We start from the raw sequence: 25,761 nt of genomic DNA on the forward strand, positions 1-25,761 counted from the left end.
ATGAACGATGGTGACGCGTGCGCACGGCGATCGCTTTGCTCTGCATCAAGACAAACCAGACGAATTGCGCTGAAATGAACGGCGAACGAGGCGGGTGAAACACTTCAGGCAACCGTCGGTTTCCGAGGGAGGCAGCGAAATGCGAGCAATGGTCTTCGATGGACGTAGTCCCGTGTTGCAACTGCGCGATCTGCCCGAGCCGCGGCCACGGCCGGGGCAAGTTCTGATCGACGTGCGCGCCTGCGGCGTTTGCCGTACCGACCTGCACGTCGTGGACGGCGAATTGACGCACCCGAAGACGCCGCTCGTGCCGGGGCACGAGGTGGTCGGGATCGTGGCGGGGCTCGGCGAAGGGGTGACGCAGTTCGCTTTGGGCGAACGCGTCGGCGTACCTTGGCTCGCGCATTCGTGCGGCCATTGTCCGTTTTGCGCGCGCGGCAAGGAAAATCTCTGCGATGCACCGGGCTTCACCGGCTATACGATCGACGGCGGCTACGCCGAGCGAACGGTCGCCGACAGCCGATATTGCTTTCGCCTGCCGGCGCGTTATTCGGACATCGAGGCCGCGCCGCTGCTCTGTGCGGGGTTGATCGGATATCGAACGCTGTCGATGGCGGGCGATGCCGAGCGCATCGGCATTTACGGATTCGGCGCCGCGGCGCACATCGTGGCGCAGGTAGCGCGTCATCAGGGCCGCGAGGTCTATGCGTTCACGCGCCGGGGCGATACCGCGGCGCAGGCGCTCGCGCTCAAGTTAGGCGCGAATTGGGCCGGCGCGAGCGACGAGGCCGCGCCTCGCCCGCTCGATGCGGCGCTGATCTTCGCGCCGGTCGGCGCGCTCGTGCCCACGGCGTTGCGCGCCGTGGTCAAGGGTGGGGTGGTGGTCTGCGGCGGGATATATATGAGCGATATCCCGTCGTTCCCTTACGACATGCTCTGGGGCGAGCGCCGTATCGTCTCGGTGGCGAATCTCACGCGCGACGACGGTCACGCATTCATGCGGCTCGCCGATACGATCGCGCTCGACATCGCGACCACGGTCTACCCGCTGGCCGAAGCGAATCGGGCGTTGGCCGACCTGAGAGAAGGACGACTCGCAGGCGCGGCAGTGCTCGCCGTGAGCAACTGATACCATCGCAAGGGCGGGCGGAGATCATACGCGCCCCAACTCGTCGAGATTGACGATACGGATTTGCTTGCCGTGCGATTGCACGAGTCCGTCGCGCTGGAATTTGGAAAACATGCGGCTCACCGTCTCGAGTTTCATACCGAGGAAGTTGCCCATTTCCTCGCGCGTCATCCGGAGATTGAATTCGGCCGCCGAATACCCGCGCGCTTTCATGCGGCTCGACATGTTCAGGAGGAACGCGGCAACGCGTTGCTCGGCGCTCATCGTGCCGAGCAGCATCATGAGCGACGATTCGCGGACGATTTCGCCGCTCATCATGCGCAGAACCTGCTGTTGAAGACGTTTGGACTCGGCGCACATCGACTCGAGCAGCGCGTAGGGAATGATGCATACGCTGCTGTCTTCGATGGCGATGGCGTCGCTGCTATGGTGTTCGGTGCACACGCCGTCGAGCCCAAGGACTTCGCCCGCCAAATGAAAGCCCGTCACCTGCTCGCGGCCGTCGCGATGCATGACGACGGTCTTGAACGATCCGGAGCGGATCGCGTAGATGCTTTGGAAGGTATCGTTTGCGCGATACAGCGCGTCGCCGCGCTTGATGATGCGCGTTGCGCTGACGATCGAATCGAAGCGCGTCAGCTCCTGTGCGCTCAGCGTCTGCGGCATGCACGCGGAGCGCATCGAGCAGCTCGCGCAATGCTGCGCGGTGCGGCGTTCGACTCCCTTGGGGGGCGCGCAAGCCGAGGCGGATTCTCTTGGCGCCGTCGCGACATCGGCGGCGAAGGTTGCTTCGTTGAACATACGACCTCCTCAAAAGGGCGGCGCGAGCGCAAAGCAGCGCGAGAAGTCCATCTCTTGATTGGCAGTATCGGAGGTCGGGCGCTATAAAGAAATCGGCGGCGTATGAAACTGCGGTAAGTGTTGTGGAAGCTTTGTAAGGGTTGTCCTACATCAACGCGTGGTAAATGTAATAAGCCCGACGAATGGACCGTTGATCGCCGTCAAGTCCGATGTTCCGTAGCGGACGCAGACTGTATGCCGTAAGCATAAAAACCATGGGCGATAGGCCCAGGAGGAATAACTTATGTACAAACGGATCCTGGCTGCCGTGGACGGCAGTCGTGGCGCGCGTCTCGCCCTCGATGAAGCCATCAAGATCTCCAAGGCGTCGGGTGCGGAAATCGTCGCCGTGTTCGTGGTCGAACACGCACCGCAGCTTGTCGACGTCGGTGCGGTTTATATGCCCGAGCAAGGCGCCGATACGGTGCAAGTCGATGCGGCGACCGCGGCGCTCGACGAAGCGCGCGAGTTGTTGCGCGAGCATGGCGTGAGCGGCGTCGCGCGCGCGCTCGACGCCTACGGCGACGGTATCGCCCAGGTGCTCGCACGCGCGGCGGACGAGTGCGAAGCGGACCTCATCGTCATGGGCACGCACGGCCGGCAGGGCATGCGTCGCGTGCTGCTCGGCAGCGTGGCCGAGGCGCTGCTACGCAAAGCGCATATACCCGTATTGCTCGTAAGGCATACGCCCGATAAGCAGGCCGACGAGCAAGCCGATACCCTCTAATCGTTGCGCGATAGGGCCGAGTGCCATCAAACCGGACTCGGCTCGAGACGAAATCCGCATGGCAACGATAACGAAACTGCGCCGGCCGATCGTGAGATGGGCCGGCGCAGTTCGTTTAAGTTTAGGTGCGGGCGCTTCGCATCGAATCGTGCGAAGTTTATCGAGCCGGTGCGGGAGCGACTTCTGCCGTGGCGTCGTGCGCCGGAACCAATAGCACAGGGCGCGACGAGATGCGTAGGAAGCGCTCGGCCACGCTACCGAGTATGAGACGGCGAAATCCGCGGCGGCCATGCGTTCCCATGACGACGAGATCGGCGCCCGTTTCGACGGCGACACGCAAGATGCTGTGCGCGATATCGTCTCCGAGTGCGCTTGTTTCGACGACTTTGGGGGTGCCGGTCACGCCTTCGCGTTCCATCTTCGCGAGGGCCTCCTTGTTCACGCGCGAGCCTTCCTCGAACAACGCGTCGCGCACGATCGACGGATCGTAGCCGGGTGCGTCGGCGCCGACGAGCGGCACGTCGACAACGTAAAGCGGGAACACTTCCGCGTTGAATTCACGTGCCAGGCGCAGGGCCGAATCGAATGCGCGCGCGGACGTTTCACTGCCGTCGATCGGCGCGAGAATGCGTTTATACATGTCGGTGCCTCGTCGTTTAATAAGAAGTAACGCCTTTATGATCGGCGGCAACGCACTGGCGTGTGCTGATCCAAATCAAGCGAGCCGCGTGCGCTCGCCCACGAGCGACCAGGCCGCGCGCGCGGCGATCCAAGCTTCGTTCGTCGGCTCGACGACGACCTTGACGCGGCTGGTCGGGCGCGAGATGACGTGCGCATTCGCGCGATTGGCCTCATCGTCGAGTTCGATCCCGAAGAGTCCGAGCGCGCCGCATATGCGCGCCCGAATCGGGGCGCTATGCTCGCCGATGCCGGCCGTGAAGACGAGCATGTCCAAGCCGCCGAGGGCGGCAGCGAGCGCGCCTGTCTCACGCACGATGCGATGGACATATAGGGCAAGCGCTTCTTTGGCGCGTTCGTTTTCGTGTTCTTGCGCGAGCAGTACACGCGGATCGCCCGATAAGCCGGATACGCCCTGCAATCCGGAGTGATGGTAGAGCAACGTGCCGAGTTCCTCGTGCGACAGGCCGCACACCTCGATTAGATGGAGCACGACGCCGGGATCGATCGATCCGCAGCGCGTGCTCATCATCAAGCCGTCGAGCGCGGAGAAGCCCATTGTCGTCGCTACGCTCGACAGGTCGTGCAATGCGCATAGACTCGCGCCGCTGCCCAAATGCGCGGCGATGACGCGGCCATGCGCGAGTTCGCCGAACGCCTCGTCGAGTGCGATCGACAGGTATTCGTACGACAGACCGTGGAAGCCGTAACGCCGCACGCCATCGTCGAACCAAGAATGCGGAAGCGGCAGCAATTGTTCGACGCGCGGCAATGTCCGATGAAACGCCGTGTCGAATACTGCCACTTGCGGGACGCCGGGGCAGGCTGCGCGCAGCGTATCGATCGCATCGATATTGTGCGGCTGATGCAGCGGTGCGAGCGGAATCAGGGTGCGCAGCTCGCTCAGCACGTCGTCGTTCACGATAACGGGCTCGAAATAGTGCTGACCGCCGTGCACGACGCGATGCGCGACGGCGGCCAAGCGCAGATCGGGCCACGCGCGGCGCAGCCATTCGATGACGGGCGTAAGCGCCTCGCGATAAGGGTCAACGTTTGGGGCGCCGTTACTGCGCGCCAGCGTGCGCGGCGCGGCGCCGTCGACGACGAACGTCATTTCGCCGTCGATGCCGTCGGTGCCGCCGATTCCCTCGACTTCGCCGCTCGCAAGGGCGAGCCTGCCCGCTTGGCCGGAAGAGCAATCGAACAAACCGAACTTGATGCTTGATGAACCCGCATTCAGGACGAGAACGGCATGCTGCTCTGGCATTTTTTCACTCCTTTAGTCGGTCGATATGGCGGGGACTGTAGTCGGCGCGGCGGCTGACCCCGTTGACGCCGATCAACCCAGAGACCTTGCGAGGCCACTAGAGTGGAGCACGACCCTTTGTTGTTATTGGCCGGATGCGGCACCCACTTCGCTTCCGCGTTTCCGGGGTCTTCTCACTACTTCGAGGAGCAGCCATGTCCGCTTCAGTTCGACGCATCGCATTCGTAACCGGGGGGATGGGCGGCCTGGGCGCCGCCATCAGCCGCCGTCTGCACGATGCCGGCATGACCGTCGCGATGTCGCATTCCGAGCATAACGATCACGTCTCGACGTGGCTTACGCGCGAGGCGGAGGCCGGGCGCCACTTCCACGCCTATGAATTGGACGTTGCGGACTTCGATTCGTGCGAGCGTTGCGCGCGGCGCGTGCTGGACGAGTTGGGTCCGGTCGATATGCTCGTCAATAATGCGGGCATTGTGCGCGATGCGACGTTCTCGAAGATGACCAAGCGCGAATGGGATGAGGTGATGCATACCGATCTCGATGCACTTTTTAATGTCACCAAGCAGTTTTTCTCGAGCATGCTCGAGCGCCGCTTCGGGCGCATCGTCAACATCGGCTCGGTAAACGGTTCGCGCGGCGCGTACGGGCAGGCGAACTATGCGTCGGCCAAGGCCGGCATCCACGGGTTCACGCGCACGCTCGCACTCGAGAGCGCACGCCATGGGGTGACGGTCAACACGGTCTCGCCGGGCTATCTCGACACGGCCATGCTGGCTTCCGTGCCGGAGGACGTCATGCAGAAAAAGGTGTTGCCCCAAATCCCCGTCGGCCGCCTGGGCCGCCCGGAGGAAGTCGCCGCGCTGGTTGCATTTCTTTGCTCGGACGATGCCGCATTCATCACAGGCGCGGATTTGGCGGTAAACGGCGGGATGCACATGCAATGAGCGACTCGACGGATGGACAAACGCAGCCGGTCAGCACACCGGATATTCGCCGCGAGTATGACCGCGGGACGATCGCGCACGCCGACGGCGACGACGCGTCGATCGCGCTGTTGGACGCCCGGATGCGAGAAGGCGCGGGCCGCGCGGTGCAAGCGGACCCGACGTGCGATTGCGCATCGCCGCAGGCCACGCCCGCCGATGCGCTCGATCGCGCCGCGCACGCCCTGATCGCCGCGGCGACCGGCGGGCTTTCGCCGGCCTCGGCACTACTCGCATGGATCGACTGGGCCGTGCATCTGGCGGTCTCTCCGGGCAAGAATGCCTCACTCGCGGTCCAAGCCATGCAAGACTGGCTGCGAACTTGGCCGGAATGGACGTACGGCCTCGCGGCATCGCGTACGGCCAAGGAAGACGACCAGGCCGATCCTCGTTTCGCCGATGCCGCTTGGAATGCATGGCCGTTCAATGCTTACCGGGACGCGTTTCAATTGACCCAGGCTTGGTGGCAGCAAGCGAGCTCGGGCGTTCGCGGCGTCGAGCCGCATCATCAGCGGCTCGTGCAATTTTTCGCGCGCCAGTGGCTCGATGCGTTGGCGCCGAGCAACTTCGCGGCGACCAATCCGGTCGTGCTCTCGACAGCCATGCGCACGGGCGGGGCGAACTTCGCGTTCGGCGAGCGCAATTGGCTGGAGGACTACGGGCAATGGGTCGAGCGCTTGTCGGGTTCGAGCCGCAAAGCCAAGCCTACGTTCAAGCCGGGCCGGGACGTGGCGACGACGCCCGGTAAAGTCGTTTGGCAAGGCCCGCTGTGCGAGCTGCTGCAATATTCGCCGACGACGCCGAAGGTCGCACGCGAGAGCGTCTTCATCGTTCCGGCTTGGATCATGAAGTACTACATCCTCGATTTGAAACCGCACGATTCGTTGGTGCGTTATCTGGTCGACGCCGGTTATACGGTGTTCATGATCTCGTGGCGCAATCCCTCGAGCACGGCCCGCGATCTCGGTCTGAACGACTATTTGGAGCAAGGTTTGTTGGCTGCTCTGCGGGAGGCTCGCGCGCGCACGCACGGCGAGCGCGTGCATGCGGTGGGCTACTGCTTGGGCGGCACCTTGCTTTCGATTGCCGCCGCGTCGCTGGCCCGCGAGGCGAAACTCAAGCCCGATACCGCCGACGATCCGTTTGCTTCGGTCAGCTTGCTCGCCGCGCAAACCGACTTCAGCGAACCGGGAGAACTGGGCAACTTCATCGATGCGAGCGAACTCGCGGCGCTCGATGCGCTGATGTGGGAGCAGGGCTATCTCGACGGTTCGCAAATGGCCGCGGCGTTTCAATTGCTCAATGCGCGCGATTTGATTTGGTCGCGCATGATGAGCGAGTACTTGCTCGGGCGGCGCTCGAAGTCGAGCGACCTCATGTCGTGGAACGACGATACGACCCGCATGCCCTATCGGATGCACAGCCAGTACTTGACGCAGCTCTTTCTCGGGAACGATTTGGCCGAGGGACGGTACTGCGTGGGCGGCCGTCCGATCGCGCTCGTCGATATCGAGGCGCCGCTATTCGTCGTCGGCACCGAACGCGATCATGTCTCGCCGTGGCGCTCGGTCTACAAGCTGCACCTGTTCACCCATCAACCGTTGACGTTCTTGCTGACGGCGGGAGGCCATAATGCCGGCATCGTCTCCGAGCCAGGGCACCCGGGCCGGCACTACCGCGTAGGCACGCGCTCGCTCGATGCGCCTTACCGCAGTCCCGATGCTTTCGTCGCAGAGAATGCGCCGATCGAAGGCTCGTGGTGGCCCTATTGGACGCAGTGGCTCGACGAGCGCTCGAGCGCAGCGGTGAAGGCGAGGGCGCTCGAGGCCCATTGGCCCGATGCGCCGGGCGACTATGTATTCGAGGGGTGACTTGCCGCAAGCCGCGCGCCTTGCCCGGTCTCGGCCCAAAACGCCTGTAGCGCCGGGTGAACGACGTCATGCCAGCGCGGCCCCGTGAATAGGTCGTAGTGATCGCAATCGTCGACGGTCATGCGCCGGCGCATCGTCTCGGGGATCGCGCGGCATACGTCATGTGCCGCATGCGTTTGTCCGGCGCCGGTGATGTCGTCGCGATCGCCTTCCACGGTGCACAGCGCCGTCGCCGTCAGCACCTCGGGTAGCACGCGGCGCGCGCCGACCGACCAGGTGCCGCGCGCCAAGCGCTGCTCTTGGAACACAATGCGCAAGGTGTCGAGAAAATAGTCTTCGTCCATGTCGAGGACGGCCGAGTATTCCTTGAGCGAGCGCAGGCTCGTCGCGATCGCCGCTTCGTCGCCCGAGACACGGCTCGTCCAATATCGAGACTCGAGCGCGACTTGGCGGTGAGGATGCGCGGCGACGATCGCCGCATGCTGAACGTAGCCCGGATAGATTCGTCGCCCCGCGCCCGGGTAGCGCGGCGGTACGACGTCGATCACGGTATGGCGAAACCATTCGATATCGTGCGTAGCCGCAAGGCGGTCGATCATGGTCGGATGCACACGCGTGTCGATCGGGCCGCCCATCAGCGTCATACTGAGCGGGGCGCAATGTTCGTCGGTGGCGGCCGCGAGCGCCGATGCGGCGAGCGCCGGCGGTGCCGCTTGGCAGATCGCGAGCAGATGGACCCCTCGCGCGGCAAGCATGCGCAAGAAGCGTTCGACGCTTAGAACGTAATCGCAAAGACCGAACCGGCCTTCGCTAAGCGGGACGTCGCGTGCGTTGGCCCAGTCGGTGACGTAGACGTCGGCATCTTCAAGCAGGGTTTCGACCGTCTCTCGAAGCATGACGGCGTGATGTCCCGCCAGCGGCGTGACGAGGAGTACGCAAGCTTGCGCCCGCTCGGGGAGCTCGAGTTCCGATGTCGATCGGTGCTCGGACGACGCAGGCTCGAACCGCCGCTCGAACCGGCGCAGCGTGCAAAAGGGCGTGCGGTCGACGACCGCTTCGCTCACCGGCACACGACGCGCCCCGATTCGCACCGAGTCGATCCCGAACGGCGGTGGTTCGGGCGTGGCTTGCAACAGCCGATACATCCAATCGCACCCGGGCAGCGCGACGCTGGCCAAGCGCGCATCGCCCTCGTAGGGGGCGCCTGCCTCGGCATCGGTCGGCGCCGGAGGCGAAACGCCCCACGGCGCCGCGGCGAGCGCGGTCCACGCGTCGAGCGAGCGCATGAGCGCGCGCTGGGTTTCGAGCCATTGGTAAAGCATCGTCGCCTCCGGCCGGGTACCGCGTTGCAGGGTGTGCGCGGCGCGACGCCGGTGCATGAGATGCGGCGCGTCGTCAGCGGGCGCGAGCGGTCCGGCCCCGCATGCGGCAAAGACTGCCGCTCAGCTATTTTGCGCAGTGCCGAGATCGGCTGGCAACCCCACCGTTTGCGCAAGGATCGGGGTCTCGTCCTCGTTCAAGCTGAGCGCCTCGGCCAAAAGCCGTCGGTTGATCCAGCCGCGCACGACCGTGGCGAGCCCCGCCGAGGCGCAGTACAGCGAAACGTTCTGCGCAATGGCGCCGGCGGTGACGGCCGAGAACGTCTCGCGCTGCGATGCCGGCATGTCGAGCAGCTTCGAGCCGCGCACGACATAGATCAGATCGAGCGGCGCCTCGCCGACGAAATCCTGGTATCCGGTCATGCCCCGAGCGTCGACGGCATGTTTCAGCATCAGCCGATGCGTCGCGGCATCGTAGCGATAGACGCCTTGAGGCAGCGCGGCGTAGACGTCGATCTCTTGCACGCCGTGCGGCGACGGCGCGGTGCGTCCGCCCGAGAGCGGACGGTTCAGCCCGTCGGCGGCCCAAAAGAGCTCGCCCAGCGTTGCCAGCGAAAGCGGACGAGGCAGAAATTCGCGGGTGCTCGAGCGAAACGATAGCGCCGTCATCAACGGCACGCCCGAGCGCAGGTCGGGCCGGGGCAAATCGATCGCGGCGGGCGCCTCGCTCGGTGCGGGCCGGATGCGCGCCTCCTGAGAGGGGGCGTAGGTGAGCCAAGGGGTTAAGGTCATGGAACACTCCTTCGAACGGGGCGTGCCGTCGGCTTGACCCCATGTCTCGACGATAGCCGCCCGGGCGCCGGCGAGATTGATTTCAGTCAACGGGGGGCGTGCTCGGTGCAAATTGCCGAGTCGCACCGCACCTGTTGTACTATTGGGCGTTTTTGTCCAACGTAACCGGTCACGCATGCTCGATTTCTTTCGCAACCATCAGCGCTTGATGATGCTCATACTCGTCCTGGTCATCGTGCCGGGGCTGGGCGTTCTCGGCATACAAGGCTTTCGCGGCTTTTTCGATGAAAGTGCGAACGTCGCGAGCGTCAACGGACACAAGATCACCCGGACCGAGTTCGACGGTGCCATGCGGCAGCAACTCGATCAGGCGCGCCAGTTCCTCGGCGCGAAATTCGATGCCAAGACGCTCGATACGCCCGCTAGCCGCCGCGATTTGCTCGACAGTCTGATTCAGCAGCGCGCGCTGGCCGACGAAACGCAACGCGAATATCTGACGGCATCCGACGACGCCGTGCGGAGCACGCTGCTCCATGATCCCGTTATCGCATCGCTGCGCAAGCCCGACGGCTCGATCGACGTCGATCGCTACAAGCAACTGCTCGCGATGCAGGGCATGACGCCCGAGCAATACGATGAGCGCGTGCGCTATGGGCTCGCCATCGACCAAATTCCGCAGAGCATCGAGACGACAGCCTTCACGACGAAGGCGCTGGCCGAGCGGATCTCGCAATTGGCCGAGGCCCAGCGCACGGTGCAGCCGCTCGTCCTGCATGCAAGCGACTACGCGTCGAAGGTGCAGCCGACCGACGCCGAGCTTTCGGCCTACTACGCGGCTCACGGCGCGGATTTCGCGACGCCCGCCACGGCGACGATCGACTACCTCGTCTTGTCGCCCGCGACGCTTGCGACCGGTGCCGCCCCGAGCGATGCGGACGCGAAGAAGTACTACGACGACAACGTCGCCCGGTATACAACGCCGCGCGAGGTTCGCGTGAGCCAGATTCTGATCGCTTCGCCCACGTCGGCGAGTCCTGCGGACGATGCGAAGGCTAAGGCGAAGGCCGAGTCGGTCCTGGCCGAGGTCAAGGCGCATCCGGACCAATTCGCACAGATCGCGCAAAAGGAGTCGCAAGATCCCGGCTCGGCGGCGAAGGGCGGCGACCTGGGCTGGTCGACGAACGGCGTGTTGACGGGCGAAAAGTCGTTCGATACGGCCGCCATGACCTTGAACAAGGGGGAGATCGGCCCGCTCGTGCATTCGTCGTTCGGCTATCACATCGTCGAGGCGACCGACGCCAAGCCTGCTGCGACCAAGCCTTTCAACGAAGTGAAGGACTCGATCTTCAAAGATCTGAAGACGCAGCTTGCGGCGAAGGCGTTCAGCGACGATGCCGACGGCTTTACGTCGACCGTCTACGAGCAGGCTAAGAGCCTGAAGCCGGCCGCCGACAAGTACAAGTTGACGGTGCAAACGGCTACGGTGACGCCGACCGCCAATTCGGCGCTGCCCCCGGACAGCCCGCTGAACAATCCGAAGTTCCTCGCGGCGGTCTTCGCCAATGACTCGATCACGAAACACAACAACACGCAAGCGATCGACGTGGGCAGCAGCACGTTGATCGCGGCGCACGTGAACGAGTACAAGCCGGCCGCGACGCCGCCGCTGGCATCGATCAAGGATGCGGTGCGTGCCAAGTATGTGGCCGATCAGGCCGAGCAGCTTGCGCGCAAGGATGGCGAAGCGAAGCTTGCCGATCTGCAAAAATCGAAATCGACGGCCGGTTTCGGCGCCGAGCAGAAGGTGTCGCGCACCGACGCGCAAGGTACGTCGCCGCTCGCGCTCAGCGCGATCTTCAAGGCCGACGACACGAAGCTTCCGGCGTATGTGGGCGTCGACCTCGGCAAGGATGGCTACGCGATCTATCGCGTCAACGCCGTCGTCCCGCCCGCGCCGATCGACGCCACGCGCCTTGCGGCCGCCCAGCGCGATTTGGCGCAGGTCGATGCGCAGACGCAGTTGGAGGCGTATGTGGCATCGCTGCGCCAGCGTTCGAAGGTCAAGCTGTACGGTTCGCTCGAATCTTCGCAAGCCGATTCGCAATAAGCGAGCTTCCCGATGCCGATCGCCGCGCGGCGATCGGCTACTTCCGTAGCAGCGGAGACAAAACGGGCCAGACGTTATCGAGCAGTGCCGGCTGGGCTTGTTGCGCCGGATGCATCTGATCGGATTGGAACATTTCCGGCCGGTTTTCGATACCGGCCAACAAGAACGGCACGAGGTGCACGTTCATGTCGCGCGCCACCGAGTTATACATGGCGTGAAAGCGCTGCGTATAAGCCTGGCCGTAGTTCGACGGCACGTACATCCCCACCAGCACGACCTTGGCGTGGCCTTGCTGCGCCTGTTCGACGATCGTACGCAAGTTGTCCTCGCTCGTGGCGAGCGGCACGCCTCGCAGCGCATCGTTCGCGCCTAGCTCGACGATCACGATCGACGGCTTGAGTCTCGCCATCAATTCGGGCATGCGTGCCCGCCCGCCGCTTGTCGTGTCGCCGCTGATGCTCGCGTTCGCGACGCTATAATCGATTCGCTCCTGCGCGAGCCGCTTGCGCAACAAGGCGACCCATCCCGTATCGCGAGGCAGTCCGTATTCGGCCGAAATGCTGTCGCCGAGCACGACGATCACGGGCCGCGTCGTCTCCGCGCTGCGCGCGGGCGTTGCGTGCAGCGACGTGAGTCCAAAGAGGCCGGAGGCCACCAGTGCGGCCGTGGCCGCGGTACCGAAAATCCAGTGACGCTTGTTCATGCCAGAAAACACCAATGCCGTTATCGAAGTGCGCAGTTTATGCAAGCGGGTCAAGGATGCAACAGGCGAGCTGACGATACTTGACGACGTGCATTTCGACGTGGCCGCCGGCACCAGTGTGGCGATCGTCGGCGCGTCGGGATCGGGCAAGTCGACGTTGCTCGGCTTGCTCGCGGGCTTGGACAACGCCAGCTCGGGTTCGGTTCGCTTGCTCGGGCACGATCTTTCGACGCTATCGGAAGACGAGCGCGCGCGGCTGCGTAACGGCTCGATCGGCTTCGTCTTCCAGTCGTTTCAATTGATGCCGCATCTGACCGCGCTCGAAAACGTGCGGTTGCCGCTGGAGTTGCAAGGCGGCATCGATGCGCGCGAGGCGACCGAGCGTGCGCGCGCGCTGCTCGAACGGGTAGGGTTGGGGGCTCGCATGCAGCACTATCCGAAGCTGCTCTCGGGCGGCGAACAGCAGCGCGTCGCCTTGGCGCGCGCGTTCGTGACGCGGCCGGCGATTCTATTCGCCGACGAACCCACGGGAAGTCTCGACGCCGCCACGGGGCACGCGGTCATCGATTTGATGTTCGAGTTGAACGCGGCGCATGGGGCGACGCTCGTGCTCGTCACGCACGACATCGAATTGGCGCGCCGCTGTGCCCGCAGAGTGACGATCGAAGCCGGCCGGGTCGTCGCACCCGGCCGGGATGGCGCTTAGCCGCGTTGCGCAGCCTTACGCGCACGTTCGATCAGGGCCGAGGTCGACGAGTCGTGCCGCTTCGCGTCGAACGCCGGGCTCGTCAAATCCGCTTCGACGACTTTGCCGAGGATCTTGCCGAGTTCGACGCCCCATTGGTCGAACGGGTTGACGTTCCAAACCGCCGCTTGCACCAGGACCTTATGTTCGTACAGCGCGATCAGCGCGCCGAGCGAATGGGCGGTGAGCGAATCGAGCAACAGCGTCGTGGATGGCCGGTTACCCGGGAAGACGAGGTGCGGCACGAGTTCGGGCTTGTCCGGGCCCGCCACCTTGCGCGCTTCCTCTTCGGTGCGGCCAAGCATCAACGCTTCGCTTTGGGCGAAGCAATTGGCGAGCAGCTTCGGATGATGGTTCGTAAGCGGATGCTCGGGCGTTAGCACGGCGATGAAGTCGATCGGGACGATGGTCGGGCCTTGGTGCAGCATCTGGAAAAACGCATGTTGCCCGTTCGTGCCCGGTTCGCCCCACGTCACGGCTGACGTGGCGTAATCGACGTACGCGCCGTCGAGTCGCGCTTGTTTGCCGTTGCTCTCCATCTCGAGCTGCTGCAAATACGACGGCAGGAAGTGCAGCGCTTCGGAGTAGGGGGCGACCAGATAGCTCTGTAGGCCGAAGAAGTTGCGATACCAAATGCCGATCATGCCGAGCAGCACCGGCAGGTTGCGCGCGAGCGGCGCCTCGCGGAAATGCCGATCCATTTCGTGGGCGCCGGCCAGCAAGGCGTCGAAGTTCGCCGCGCCGACCGAGATCATGATCGACAAGCCGACGGCCGACCAGAGCGAGTAGCGCCCGCCCACCCAATCCCACATCTCGAAGACGTTTTCTTTGGCGATGCCGAACTTCACGACTTCGGCCGGATTGGCCGATACGCCGACGAAGTGCTTGGCAAGCGCGCTTTCGGGGCAGCCGTTTTGCACGAACCAGTCGCGCATCGAGCGCGCGTTCGTCATCGTTTCGAGCGTCGTGAACGTCTTCGAAACGACGATCGTCAGCGTCTCTTCGGGGTCGATCCGAGCCATGACGCGTGCGAGATCGGCGCCGTCGACGTTGGAGACGAAATAGCTCGAAATATCGGGATGCGCAAGGTGGTCGAGCGCATGCACGACCATCTTCGGACCGAGATCGGAGCCGCCGATGCCGATGTTGACGACATGGCGAATGCGCTTGCCCGTGTGGCCGGTCCAGGCGCCGCTACGCACGCGTTCGGCGAATTCGGCCATCTTCGCGCGCTCGGCCGCCACTTGCGCATGGAACGGGGCGTCGCTTTGCGTCGCGCGCAAGGCCGTATGCAGCGCCGCGCGACCCTCGGTGGGATTGACGACCTCGCCCGCGAACATCGCATCGCGCCGCTTGGCGACGCCCGCTTCGTCGGCGAGCGCGATCAAGAGGCGCAGCGTTTCGTCCGTGATCCGGTTCTTCGAGAAATCGGCAGTGAGCCCACCACCTGCGATCGTGAAGCGTTCGGCGCGCGAAGGTTGGCCGGTATCGGAGGCGAACCAATCGCGCAACCGCTCGTCGCGGATCTGTTCGTAATGCGCGGTGAGCGCGGACCAAGAGGAAAGCGAGTTCAGCGTCTTGTGCGTCATGGGCGTGGGTCTAACGAAGGGGCTCGGTCCATGAGCTTGGGATGGCCGGGCAAACCGGATAAACCAAGCTCGTCGTCTGTCGTTACATCGATTCGCGCGCGGCGTGCAGTGACGCTCGAGGTCGGTCAGTATAGCGGTGTTGCGCGGTTCCTCGAAGCATCGCTTGCGCATCGTGCCTATGGCCGCGACCGCCGCATGCGTGCCTCGTACGGACCACGAAAAACCGACCCGACGGTTAGCCGACAGTCAGCCGACAGCGGGCCGACACAAAGGCAAATGCCCGTCCGATGGCGTCGAAGGCGCGCTATCATCCGATGTTTTTCATCCCCCGCAATTCGACGAACGAAATGAAAAATATGGGCCTATGCGCCGCCGTCGCGGCGCTTTTCGCATGTGCATCGACGATCGCGTTTGCACAAACGGTCGAGACCGATTGCACGAAACCGCACCAGCCGGTCGATCGCATGGTCTGCAATAACGCGGCGCTGCGCGCACTCGACGCGCGTACCAACGCCTACTACTCGATCTTGCTCGAGGCCAAGCCGGCTGCCGACACGAAGGCGTATCACGACTTCCGCGACGGCCTCCAAGCCGAACAGCAAAAGTGGCAACACGACACGCGCGACGCTTGTGGCGCGCAACTCTCATGCCTGACGCAGGCTTATCAAAACCGCATCGACGCCTTGCGCGATAGCGCGCTCGCACGCCTAAGCCTCGTCGTCACGGCGGCGCCCGCGCAAAGCCAGCCGGCGGCGCCCTCGATCGACTATAAGAACGCGATCTATCACGTTGGCGACAAGGATGTAACGCTGCTCGAAGGTCAGCACGCCCAGCCGGCCGCGGACGATTCGTCGGCACAAGACGTGACCCATATCGTGGAGCCGCCCGCGCATGCGGCCGGCAAGCTCGGCGGGCGCAATGTCGTGGCCGTGTTTCTTTCCGAAGAAGGCGGGGGCAGCGGGACGTTCTATTACGTCGCCTTGGCGTTCAACGACGGGCGCGGTACCACGTTCAAAATCGGCGATCGAATTCAGCCGATCTCGATCGCGATCAATGGCGACGACTTGGTCGTGAGCTACCTCGACCGTAAAGCCGACGAGCCGATGGCGGTGCCGCCGACTGTGCCGCGCGAACGTCATTTCGCCTACATGAACGGGCAAATCCTCGAGCGTCCGCAGGCGGCCGCCGCGCAGTGACGGCCGCCTGGCCGGTGCTTCGGCGCGCCGGCCGGCTCCGAATTCAATCGCGCGCCGGGTAAATCAAGCGGTTGAGCAATTCGCGCACGGCGGGTGCGAGTTCGCCGGCGGTGAGCCCGGCGGGACCGCGGCCGGCCGCGGTGAGGGTTTCGGCGGCTAGGCCGTGTAGATAGACCCCGGCCAAGGCCGCTTCGTAGCTTGGCAACCCCTCGGCCAGCAACGCGCCGATCATGCCGCCAAGTACATCGCCCGTGCCGCCGGTCGCCAGCGCCGCATTGCCTGTCGGATTGACGGCTGCCCGGCCGTCGGGCGATGCGATGACGGTACCCGCTCCCTTCAGGACGACGACGGCGTGCAAGCGCGCGGCGAGCGCACGTGCCGCGCCCATTCGGTCGCGCTGGATCTGCGTGGCGTCGCATCCCGTGAGCCGCGCGGCTTCGAGCGGATGCGGCGTCAATACGCACGGCCGTGCGCCCGTGTCGCCGCCGGCCTGCAATGCGCCGCGTGCGGCCAACGCGTCGGCCAATGTTGCTTCACGCGCGAGTAAGTTCAACGCGTCGGCGTCGATCAGCAGCGGAATCTCGCAGGCAAGCGCCCGTGCGAGCGCGGATACGGCGCCGGGGCCGCTGCCCATGCCGCAGCCGATCGCGAGCGCATCCATCGCCTCGAAGCTCAGCGAACCGGGAGGATGCAGCATCAACTCGGGATAAGGGGGATCGTAGGGCGGCGCACCCTTGCCGACGAAGGCGACGTGAACTTTGCCCGCGCCTGTGTGCAGCGCTGCGCGCGCGGCGAGAATCGGTGCGCCGCACATCCCGCTATCGCCGCCGACGATCGCCAAGCTGCCGAACGTCCCTTTGTGTGACGCGAATGTCCGGGCGGGGAAATGGGCCGCGAAGAGCGCGGGCGCGTTCAGCCTCGGGACGTCGTCGGCTGCCGGCAGATCCACGCCCAACGGGGCAAGCGTCACGGCGCCGGCCAGGTCGCGACCGTGAAGCATATAGAGGCCCGGCTTCGCACCGAGGAACGTCACCGTTTCGGTCGCATGCACGGCGCTCCCGCCACCGACGACGTTTCCCGTATCGCTATCGAGCCCGCTCGGGACGTCCAGCGCCAGCACCCGCCCCCCGTTTTCCGCACGGTGGCCGATCCGTGTCGCGAGGTCGGCGAAAACGCCCTCGAGCGGGCGGGTCAATCCGATGCCGAACAGGCCGTCGACGATCCACGGGTAATGTTCGAGCGATGCCGGCGGCATATGCGAGATGGGCACGCCGGCGGCTCGCGCTTCCGAGAGCGCCCAGCGTGCGTCATCGGGCACGACTTCGACCGGCATGCAAACTTCGACGGCGATGCCGGCCTGTCTGAGCCGAGTGGCCGCGACGAGCGCGTCGCCGCCGTTGTTGCCGGGCCCCGCGGCGATCCAGACGGGGTGTTCGGCCGCTAGCGAGCCGTCGTGAGCGGCCCGCTCGAGCAGATATTGCGCGCTCGCGGCGCCCGCGCGCGCCATCAGCGTGTGCTCGGGCAAGCCCGCGGCGCCTTGCGCTTCCAGCGCGCGTAGCTCGGTCACGGTCGATAACGGGAGCGGCCGATCGGCCGGCGAAAGCAGCGAGGGCGGGACGGCTGGCGAGCTGGGAACGTGGGTCATGGTCGGCGCAATCCAGTGAGAGCCCGCATCTCGCGCACGCAAGGCGGCGCCCGAAGTCGGCCGCAGCACGCATGCGCGCGAGCGCGGGGCGGCATGCAGCGTCGGCGCCCAAGCGGGCGCCTCGCGAAAACCTATCGGGCCGCCTGCGTCGCGAAGCGATCGACGCGCAGTGCCGCCAGCGTATCGGGCGGCACGCTCGGCGGCGTGCCCGAGACGAGATCGGCGACCACTTTAGCAGAGCCGCACGCGAGCCCCCAACCGGCGGGGCCGTGTCCGGCGTTGACGAACAGGCGCGGGTGAAGCGCATTGCCGACAACGGGCAAACCGTCGGGGGACAGCAGGCGCAAGCCTTCCCACGCGTGAGCCGCGGAAATCCTGGCGGCCCCGGGAATCCAATCGTGCGTCGCCTGCGCGAGCAGCGCGGTGCCCGCTTCCAAGACCGATTCCGCGAGCGGTTTGGCGAGTTCGCGCTCGGGTTGCAGTACGGCGGCGCCGGCAACGCGAATGCGCTGATTCATGCGCGTCATCGAGACGCGCCGCACGGAATCGACAACCGTCATATGCGGCACGCATTCCTCATAGGCAATCGGCGCCGTGAGCGAGAGCATGCGGATCGGATGCAGCGCAAGCGTGAGCCCGAGCCGTTCGAGCAGCGGTTTGCTCCCCGCGCCGGCCGCGACGACGATCGCGTCGCACGACATCACGTCCACTTCGCGGCTGCTCTTGCGCTCGCCCTCGGCGGGGGCGAGTTCGACCGCCGCGCGGTGGTTTTCGAGCCGGATCGCCTCGACGGCCCGACCGAACAGGAACTGGACGCCGCCTTGCTCGTCGAGCACTTGTTTCACGAGCTTCGTAAATAGGGGGCAGTTGGCCGTTCGCTCTTGCGGGAACAGCACGCCGCCGGCAAACGCGGGTTCGGCCGGCACGGAGCGCTCGGCTTCTGCGCATTCGATGGCCGACAGCACGTTGTGATGCATTTCGAATTCGCCGAGCAGATCGAGCGCGCTTTGCGCCTGTTCCCATTCCCGGGGAAGACGCGTCACGTGCAGCACGCCTTCGCGCTGCTCGAATTCGAGGTGGAAGCCGGCTTCGATCGATGCGATGGCTTCGCGCGAGAGGTCGACGAGCGGGCGCAGGCGCAGCCATTGATCGCGGAACGCGTCGGGCGCTTGCAGGCGAGCGAGCTCGCGGGCGAACCGGCGTGCGCTTGAATTGAAGCCCGGCCGATACACCACGCCGCGGCGGCTGCCGAGGAAGGTGGGGCCGAACCAGGCGTCGAGCGGCGTGGGCAGAACGATGCCGCCGTGGCCGTAGGTAGCGCCCTGGGCGACCGTCGCGTGACGTTCGACGACGCAGACCCGGTGGCCGGCTGCGCGAAGCTGGTAGGCGGTGGCGACGCCGACGATTCCGCCGCCGATGACGATGACATCCATGAGAGAGCTGGTACGGTGCACTGCGGACAGCCACGGCGCATCGGCGCGGCAAGCGCCGTGCCGAATGCAAGACGCAAGCGAGACGCAAGGCGAGGGCCGTGACGCTCGCTCATCCGCATGGGATGAGGCAAACCGCGCATGATAGCGCCAAACGCATTCGGATGGCTCGCAAAACGGTGCAAAAACCATGCGGGCGTCGCGCCCGCGCCCGTCCGAATGGCTTACAAGCGCCTATGGGGGACCGACTTCCGGGTATAATCTCGGTCTTCATTTCGCCTCACGTCGTGGCATGCGCGCGCGAACCGCGCGATGCGCGACTCATCGACGCCTACGTCCTTCCATGGCCCACTTCTCGTGCTTCCCCGGTGCTTCGGCGCTTTCCGATTTCCGTCAAACCCGCCTGCTCGAAACGCTCGCCCGCATCGACTCGAACATCGTCGGCGTGCGCGGCCAGTACCTGCACTTCGTCAACGCGCTGACCCCGCTGTCGGCGCAGGACAACGAGCGGATCGAAGCGCTCCTGCACTACGGTGAACCGTTCGCGGCCGGCGAGGGGCGCGGTGCTCAAGAAACGTTCCTCGTGCTGCCCCGCCTCGGCACCGTCTCGCCGTGGGCGAGCAAGGCCACCGACATCGCGCACCACTGCGGCCTCGAGCAGCTACGCCGTATCGAGCGCGGGATCGAATTCACCGTCATCCTGAAAACGGGCTTGACGGGCCTGCTCGGCGGCAAGAAGGCGTTGTCCGACGAAGCGCGTGCGGCCGTCGCCGCGGCGCTGCACGACCGCATGACCGAAAGCGTCGTCGCGTCGCGCGAGGATGCTCTGCATTTGTTCGACGAGTTGCCGGCCAAGCCGCTCACCGCCGTGGACATCCGCGCGCAGGGCCGCGCGGCGCTCGAGCGTGCCAACGGCGAACTCGGCCTCGCGCTGGCGGACGACGAAATCGATTACCTCGTCGACGCATTCTCGAAGCTCGGCCGCAATCCGACGGACGTCGAACTCATGATGTTCGCGCAGGCGAACAGCGAACACTGCCGGCACAAGATTTTCAACGCGCAGTGGACGATCGACGGCGAGCCGCAAGACATCTCGCTGTTCCAAATGATCAAGAACACCGAGAAGCTCAATCCGCAAGGCACGATCGTCGCCTATTCGGACAACTCGGCGATCATGGAGGGCGGTCCGGCGGAGCGCTGGTTCCCGCGTCCCGCGCAGGCCGGCGAAAGCGCTGCGCTCGACGAACGCTACGGTCGCCACGTCGAACTGACGCATACGCTCATGAAGGTGGAGACGCATAACCACCCCACGGCGATCTCGCCGTTCGCCGGCGCGGCCACCGGTGCGGGCGGCGAAATCCGCGACGAAGGCGCGACCGGGCGTGGCGCACGGCCCAAGGCGGGCCTCACGGGCTTCACGGTGTCGAACCTCGAATTGCCCGGCGCGATCGAGTCGTGGGAGAACGCACGCGATTGCGCGCAGCCGTCCACGCTGCGCAATCCGAACGAGCAGCACGCGGCATACGGCCGTCCGGACCGCATCGCGTCGCCGTTGCAGATCATGATCGACGGCCCCCTCGGCGGCGCCGCGTTCAACAACGAATTCGGCCGACCCAACCTCGGCGGCTATTTCCGCGTCTACGAGCAGAACGTCGGCGGTCAGGTGCGCGGCTATCACAAGCCCATCATGATCGCGGGCGGGATCGGCAACATCTCGGACGCGCATACACATAAGCACGATCTGCCGGCGGGCTCGCTGCTCGTTCAAATCGGCGGCCCCGGCATGCGCATCGGCATGGGCGGCGGCGCGGCCAGTTCGATGGCCACGGGTGCGAATACGGCCGAGCTCGATTTCGACTCCGTCCAGCGCGGCAACCCCGAAATCGAACGCCGTGCGCAGGAGGTTATCAACGCGTGCTGGCAACTCGGTGCGAACAACCCGATTCTGAGCATTCACGACGTCGGCGCGGGCGGTCTTTCAAACGCGTTCCCCGAGCTCGTCGACGGCGCCAACAAGGGCGCGCGCTTCGAGTTGCGCCAAGTGCAGCTCGAGGAAAGCGGTCTTTCTCCGCGCGAGATTTGGTCGAACGAGGCGCAGGAGCGCTATGTCTTGGCTATCGCCCCGGCCGATCTGCCCGCGTTCGAAGCGATCTGCTCGCGCGAGCGTTGCCCGCTCTCCGTCGTCGGGGTCGCGACCGAGGAGCGCCAATTGCAGCTCATCGACGCGCAAGCCGAAGGCGAGGCCGTTTATCCCGTCGATATGCCGATGGACGTCCTGCTCGGCAAGGCGCCGCGCATGCACCGCAATGTCGCGCGCGTTGCGGCCGAGCGCCCGAGCGTCGACGTGACCGGCCTTGCGTTCTCCGAAGTGGCGGTCTCGGTGCTCAAGCACCCCACGGTCGCAAGCAAATCGTTCTTGATCACCATCGGCGACCGTTCGGTCGGCGGCACGAGCGTGCGCGACCAGCTCGTCGGGCCGTGGCAAGTGCCGGTTGCCGACTGCGCCATTACGGCGGCCGATTACGCGGGTTTCCGCGGCGAGGCGATGACGATGGCCGAGCGTACGCCGCTTGCGGTCATCGATGCGCCGGCCTCGGGCCGCATGGCCGTCGGCGAAGCCGTGACGAACATCGCCAGCGCCCCGATCGCGGCGCTCGACAAGCTCAAGTTGTCGGCGAACTGGATGGCGGCCTGCGGCACGGCCGGCGAAGACGCCGCGCTGTTCGATACGGTGAAGGCGATCGGGATGGAGCTGTGTCCCGCGCTCGGCATCAGCATTCCGGTCGGCAAGGACTCCTTGTCGATGAAGACGAAGTGGGACGATAAGGGCGTGGCCAAGGAAGTCGTCGCCCCCGTTTCGTTGATCATTTCGGCGTTCGCGCCCGTCGAGGACGTCCGCCGCCACCTCACGCCGCAACTGCGCCGCCACGACGAGGTGGGCGATTCGGTCTTGATCGCTATCGACCTCGGCCGCGGCAAGCATCGGCTCGGCGGGAGCATCCTCGCGCAAGTCACGCAGCAGGTGGGCGACAGCGTGCCCGATGTCGACGATCCGGAAGACCTGAAGCGCTTTTTCGCGGCGATTCAAGCACTGAACGCGAACGATCGTCTGCTCGCTTACCACGACCGCTCGGACGGCGGCTTGTGGGCGACCGTTTGCGAAATGGCCTTCGCGGGTCATGTGGGCGTGTCGCTGAACGTCGACATGCTGACGCTCGACGCGGCGCACGAGTTCGACTACGGCGATGCGAAGGATTGGGCGAAGCAAACGAGCGGCCGCCGCGACGACCAAACGTTGCGCGCACTGTTCTCGGAAGAGCTCGGTGCTGTCGTGCAAGTGCGCGCCGCCGATCGCGATGCCGTGCTGGCCGCGTTGCGCGAACATGGCTTGGGCGCGTGTTCGCACGTGATCGGTAAGCTGAACGAGCGCGACGTCATCGAAATCTATCGCGATGCGAAGAAGATCTACGACGCCCCGCGCGCCGAGTTGCATCGCGCTTGGAGCGAAGTGAGCTGGCGCATCTCGCGTTTGCGCGACAACCCGGCCTGTGCCGATGCCGAATACGAGATGCTGCTCGATGCGGCCGACCCGGGCATTGCGCCGCATCTGACGTTCGATCCGAACGAAGATGTCGCCGCGCCGTTCTTGAACGTGGGTGCGCGTCCGCGCATCGCGATTCTGCGCGAGCAGGGCGTGAATTCGCATTTGGAAACGGCGTACGCGTTCGATCGCGCGGGCTTCGACGCGTACGACGTCCATATGAGCGATCTGCTCTCGGGTCGCGCCACGCTGGCCGATTTCACGGGTGCGGTGGCTTGCGGTGGCTTCTCGTATGGCGACGTGCTTGGCGCCGGCGAAGGCTGGGCCAAGACGATCCGTTTCAACCCGCAACTGGCCGATATGTTCGCGGCGTTCTTCGGACGAGCCGATACGTTCGCGCTCGGTATCTGCAACGGCTGTCAGATGATGAGCAGCTTGGCTTCGATGATCCCGGGCGCCGATGCATGGCCGAAGTTTACACGCAACAAGTCGGAGAAATTCGAGGCGCGTTTCTCGTTCGTGCGTGTCGAATCGTCGCCGTCGATCTTCTTCGCCGGCATGGAAGGGTCTCGTATTCCGGTGGCGATCGCGCACGGCGAAGGCTTTGCCGACTTCTCGCAGCAGGGCGATGCCTCGCGCGTGGCCGTGGCGATGCGTTTTGCCGACCACCATGGCGAAGCAACCGAACGCTATCCGTTCAACCCGAACGGCTCGCCGCAGGGGATTACGTCGGTCACGACACCCGACGGCCGCTTCTCGGTGCTGATGCCGCATATGGAACGCGTACACCGCACCGTGACGATGAGCTGGCACCCCGAGGGCTGGGGCGAGGCCAGCCCGTGGATGCGCGTGTTCCGCAATGCGCGGCGCTGGCTGGGTTAAGGGATGAGGGGACGATCGCGCAGTCAGCCGCGATAGTTACGATCATCACGATAGCCGCTGCGTAGCTGCTTCATGGCTAGAAAGGCGGCGGTTCGATCGTCCCGTAGTTCGGCTCACGATTTTCCCTTCAGGAAATTCGGTGCGCGTTTGCCATAAAATTTGTTGATATCTCTCGCGCCGGTTTCCGTCCTTTCGAAAAGCGACGCGGCGGTCAGCAGGTATTTGAGGTATAGCCGGTCGTCCGCCAGCAGGACCTCGCGCGCGAATGCGATGTCTTCGCCCTCGGCGGCAAGGTCGGCAAGTATCGACTCTATCCGAGCGCGCACGCGTGCATAGGCAGCCACCCGATCCGTGCCAATGCGCTGCACGAAACCCTCGACCAGAGCCGCGATGTTCAATTGCAGCGTAATCGTGGTAAACATTTGGGCCAGTGCGAGCCGATCGGCGGCCTCGATCCGTAGGTCCTCTAAGCCGTGCAAATGCACATCGAGCGCCGGCCAACGGCTTGCAAGCAGCCCACGATCGATACGCGCCGCATCGTTGTCTTTCAGCAGCAACCGCAAGCCGTTATCCCCGTAGGCCAGCATGGAGTTTTGCTGATTCGATTCCAGGGCGATACCGTAGCGCAGCCATAGCGTTAGATGCAGGCGCAGGGTCAGTTCCAGGTAGTCGTCAAACCAAGCGTCGAGGTTGCGGTAGCGGAAGCGTTCGGCCAACTCGACGGCAACCAACTTGCCCGCGCTGGTCTCGGCGAGTAGGGCTGCAACCGGTACAACCGTTGCATCGGTGAGTGCGGCCACGGGATAGCGGCGCAGAATGAAACCCAGGAAAGGGCGCTTGTCGACGTCTGCACCATTGCCCTCGTCAGTGAGCAGTATCCGTCCTTGAATTGCGGGCTCCCGTTCGGTAATGGCTTGAAGCAGCGTTTGGATCCGCTGCCCATCCGTGATCGAACTGGGCTTGATCGTTCGGATATTTTTCACGCCGAGCGTGCGGATGGTGAGGGGCACCTTGATGTGCCATTCCGGCTCCTTCAGAAGAATCAACGACCGAACCGATAGCGTCGGGCTCACTTGCAGATAGGCGCTCGGTGCTCGAATCGCTTTGCCGGTTAAACCGGCTCTTTCCAATAGGGCGCCAAGATGACGGCGCCAGACAAATGGATGAACGGGGATAAGCGCATGCGTGGTCGATAAAGACGATGCCAGCCCGACGTCGGGGAATCGTGGCCAATGCGCCGGGCGCACGAGCCCGATGGGTTGGTGCAGCTCATGAGGGACAGCGAGCCAGTTGAGCTCGAACACGGGGCCGAATTCGGGCGCGTAGTGCGCGAGATCGCTTGCGGCAAAACCAACTTTGGCTCGGGCGCTGGGGTAAAACGGGTGGTCTACGAACGAGGCGAGTCGCTCGTAATAAAGCATGCGACGGTCCCAACGCGATGAATTGGAATCGGCGGCACCTCGCGGCGATGCGTACCATCGTGCACGTTCAGCCAGCGCCGCACTCCGATGATCGCAGGCGAGTTTGCACTCGTCAGCGTAGGCAGTGAATGCTCGAGCCGTTTCATCGGGAAGTCCGCTAGCGAACGCCGCCAAGATGGAATCGACGTCGCGCAATGCGACCCATCCTTCAGCGCTTTCGCACACGACTACCGGGGCTGCCGCCCGCCAATCTTGCATATACCGTGTAGGGACGACGGGAATCCAGAGCGGCGCGGGCCCGAGATGGCATACACGCAGCCAATACCGATCGACGTCGAAACCCGCCGGTGCGCAAAAGGACGAGATGTCGCGGCGAACCAATGTGGCGCGGCTGACGCATTCGCGAACGTTTTCTCGAAGCAATGTATCGAGGACGCGGATACAGATGTAGTCCGCAGGCGACTCGCCTTTTTTGGAGGATGGTCCGATGGAAGCGCACGGGACGTCGATCATTATGCGAACGGTCCAATGCCCCAAACCGTCCTCACCTCGAATATGAGCGTGCCTCGATTACAGGAAGTGAATTGAAAACATCGCACCAAGCGCATTTTCAATCTAATTCTCGGTAATGTAATTGGCCTGCTCGATTTTGCAAGCGATCAATGGCGCTCGCGTTCAACGCGTTTTCTCTATGTGAGGTGGCGTGCTTGCTGTGCGTTACGGCGATTTCGTGGCCGATCCGCTGTGAGGGAGGGCGAATGGTGTCGCCGGAAAGTCGATTAGTCGAGCCGGTGGATGGGGGAGTGCGTGGAGTGCTTGGAGTACTTAAGACCGACGCTGGAATCACGCCAAACGTCGAGGCGAAGTCAGCGCCAGGCGCTGACTTCGATGCC

The 25,761-nt window shown here is 64.6% G+C and carries 18 protein-coding genes; 8 read left to right on the top strand and 10 right to left on the bottom strand.

The window, feature by feature from the left end; all coding sequences use genetic code 11:
• The first annotated feature begins 139 nt into the window (after nucleotides 1-139).
• Nucleotides 140-1,129 carry a zinc-dependent alcohol dehydrogenase family protein gene (locus tag AB1286_RS01530; RefSeq protein WP_430361602.1) on the top strand — a complete coding sequence of 330 codons (990 nt, stop codon included), beginning with the start codon at nucleotides 140-142 and terminating at the stop codon, nucleotides 1,127-1,129.
• A gap of 24 nt (nucleotides 1,130-1,153) precedes the next feature.
• On the opposite strand, the gene fnr is transcribed toward AB1286_RS01530, so the two are convergent.
• Nucleotides 1,154-1,930 carry a fumarate/nitrate reduction transcriptional regulator Fnr gene (fnr, locus tag AB1286_RS01535; protein ID WP_430361603.1) on the bottom strand — a complete coding sequence of 259 codons (777 nt, stop codon included), beginning with the start codon at nucleotides 1,928-1,930 and terminating at the stop codon, nucleotides 1,154-1,156.
• A gap of 283 nt (nucleotides 1,931-2,213) precedes the next feature.
• Between fnr and AB1286_RS01540 the strand changes: the two genes are divergently transcribed.
• Complete coding sequence (locus AB1286_RS01540) at nucleotides 2,214-2,696, top strand: universal stress protein (protein ID WP_430361604.1); 483 nt, start codon at nucleotides 2,214-2,216, stop codon at nucleotides 2,694-2,696.
• A 157-nt stretch (nucleotides 2,697-2,853) separates the two neighbouring features.
• Here the strand turns inward: AB1286_RS01540 and AB1286_RS01545 are convergent, their stop codons facing one another.
• Together AB1286_RS01545 and AB1286_RS01550 are read right to left on the bottom strand one after the other, a co-directional pair.
• Nucleotides 2,854-3,336 (bottom strand): universal stress protein, encoded by a 483-nt coding sequence (locus tag AB1286_RS01545; RefSeq protein ID WP_430361605.1) that lies wholly within the window; start codon nucleotides 3,334-3,336, stop codon nucleotides 2,854-2,856.
• 75 nt (nucleotides 3,337-3,411) lie between these two features.
• Complete coding sequence (locus tag AB1286_RS01550; RefSeq protein ID WP_430361606.1) at nucleotides 3,412-4,641, bottom strand: acetate/propionate family kinase; 1,230 nt, start codon at nucleotides 4,639-4,641, stop codon at nucleotides 3,412-3,414.
• 194 nt (nucleotides 4,642-4,835) lie between these two features.
• Here AB1286_RS01550 and phbB point away from each other — a divergent pair, with 194 nt between their 5' ends.
• Together phbB and AB1286_RS01560 are read left to right on the top strand one after the other, a co-directional pair.
• Nucleotides 4,836-5,588: an acetoacetyl-CoA reductase gene (phbB, locus tag AB1286_RS01555; protein WP_430361607.1), complete on the top strand. Its 753-nt coding sequence runs from the start codon at nucleotides 4,836-4,838 to the stop codon at nucleotides 5,586-5,588.
• A 122-nt stretch (nucleotides 5,589-5,710) separates the two neighbouring features.
• Nucleotides 5,711-7,498 carry a PHA/PHB synthase family protein gene (locus tag AB1286_RS01560; protein WP_430364955.1) on the top strand — a complete coding sequence of 596 codons (1,788 nt, stop codon included), beginning with the start codon at nucleotides 5,711-5,713 and terminating at the stop codon, nucleotides 7,496-7,498.
• Here AB1286_RS01560 and phaZ read toward each other — a convergent pair.
• Both phaZ and AB1286_RS01570 read right to left on the bottom strand, forming a co-directional pair.
• Nucleotides 7,480-8,820 (bottom strand): polyhydroxyalkanoate depolymerase, encoded by a 1,341-nt coding sequence (phaZ, locus tag AB1286_RS01565; protein WP_430361608.1) that lies wholly within the window; start codon nucleotides 8,818-8,820, stop codon nucleotides 7,480-7,482. The two genes, AB1286_RS01560 and phaZ, sit on opposite strands and share 19 nt — an antisense overlap.
• 120 nt (nucleotides 8,821-8,940) lie before the next feature.
• Nucleotides 8,941-9,609 (bottom strand): nitroreductase family protein, encoded by a 669-nt coding sequence (locus AB1286_RS01570; RefSeq protein WP_430361609.1) that lies wholly within the window; start codon nucleotides 9,607-9,609, stop codon nucleotides 8,941-8,943.
• 175 nt (nucleotides 9,610-9,784) lie between these two features.
• On the opposite strand from AB1286_RS01570, the gene AB1286_RS01575 reads away from it, so the two are divergent.
• Complete coding sequence (locus AB1286_RS01575; RefSeq protein WP_430361610.1) at nucleotides 9,785-11,716, top strand: SurA N-terminal domain-containing protein; 1,932 nt, start codon at nucleotides 9,785-9,787, stop codon at nucleotides 11,714-11,716.
• 37 nt (nucleotides 11,717-11,753) lie between these two features.
• Here AB1286_RS01575 and AB1286_RS01580 read toward each other — a convergent pair whose 3' ends face one another.
• The gene (locus AB1286_RS01580; protein ID WP_430361611.1) at nucleotides 11,754-12,419 is read right to left on the bottom strand and encodes an arylesterase; all 666 of its coding nucleotides are present in this window, start codon (nucleotides 12,417-12,419) and stop codon (nucleotides 11,754-11,756) included.
• Here AB1286_RS01580 and AB1286_RS01585 point away from each other — a divergent pair.
• Complete coding sequence (locus AB1286_RS01585; protein ID WP_430361612.1) at nucleotides 12,418-13,125, top strand: ABC transporter ATP-binding protein; 708 nt, start codon at nucleotides 12,418-12,420, stop codon at nucleotides 13,123-13,125. The genes AB1286_RS01580 and AB1286_RS01585 overlap by 2 nt on opposite strands.
• Here the strand turns inward: AB1286_RS01585 and pgi are convergent.
• On the bottom strand, nucleotides 13,122-14,753 hold the full coding sequence (gene pgi / locus AB1286_RS01590) for a glucose-6-phosphate isomerase (protein ID WP_430361613.1): 1,632 nt from the start codon (nucleotides 14,751-14,753) through the stop codon (nucleotides 13,122-13,124). The genes AB1286_RS01585 and pgi overlap by 4 nt on opposite strands.
• 347 nt (nucleotides 14,754-15,100) lie before the next feature.
• Between pgi and AB1286_RS01595 the strand changes: the two genes are divergently transcribed.
• Entirely contained in the window at nucleotides 15,101-15,949 is an 849-nt protein-coding gene (locus AB1286_RS01595; RefSeq protein WP_430361614.1) for a lysozyme inhibitor LprI family protein, read from the top strand.
• Nucleotides 15,950-15,992: 43 nt separating this feature from the next.
• On the opposite strand, the gene AB1286_RS01600 is transcribed toward AB1286_RS01595, so the two are convergent.
• Together AB1286_RS01600 and AB1286_RS01605 are read right to left on the bottom strand one after the other, a co-directional pair.
• Nucleotides 15,993-17,594 (bottom strand): NAD(P)H-hydrate dehydratase, encoded by a 1,602-nt coding sequence (locus AB1286_RS01600; RefSeq protein WP_430361615.1) that lies wholly within the window; start codon nucleotides 17,592-17,594, stop codon nucleotides 15,993-15,995.
• A 131-nt stretch (nucleotides 17,595-17,725) separates the two neighbouring features.
• Nucleotides 17,726-19,027: an FAD-dependent oxidoreductase gene (locus tag AB1286_RS01605; protein ID WP_430361616.1), complete on the bottom strand. Its 1,302-nt coding sequence runs from the start codon at nucleotides 19,025-19,027 to the stop codon at nucleotides 17,726-17,728.
• 340 nt (nucleotides 19,028-19,367) lie between these two features.
• Between AB1286_RS01605 and purL the strand changes: the two genes are divergently transcribed.
• The gene (gene purL / locus AB1286_RS01610; protein ID WP_430361617.1) at nucleotides 19,368-23,447 is read left to right on the top strand and encodes a phosphoribosylformylglycinamidine synthase; all 4,080 of its coding nucleotides are present in this window, start codon (nucleotides 19,368-19,370) and stop codon (nucleotides 23,445-23,447) included.
• 113 nt (nucleotides 23,448-23,560) lie between these two features.
• Here the strand turns inward: purL and AB1286_RS01615 are convergent, their stop codons facing one another.
• On the bottom strand, nucleotides 23,561-24,868 hold the full coding sequence (locus AB1286_RS01615; RefSeq protein ID WP_430361618.1) for an IucA/IucC family protein: 1,308 nt from the start codon (nucleotides 24,866-24,868) through the stop codon (nucleotides 23,561-23,563).
• Between the last annotated feature and the right edge of the window lie 893 nt (nucleotides 24,869-25,761).

Source organism: Trinickia sp. NRRL B-1857 (assembly GCF_050470685.1).
GTDB lineage: Bacteria > Pseudomonadota > Gammaproteobacteria > Burkholderiales > Burkholderiaceae > Trinickia.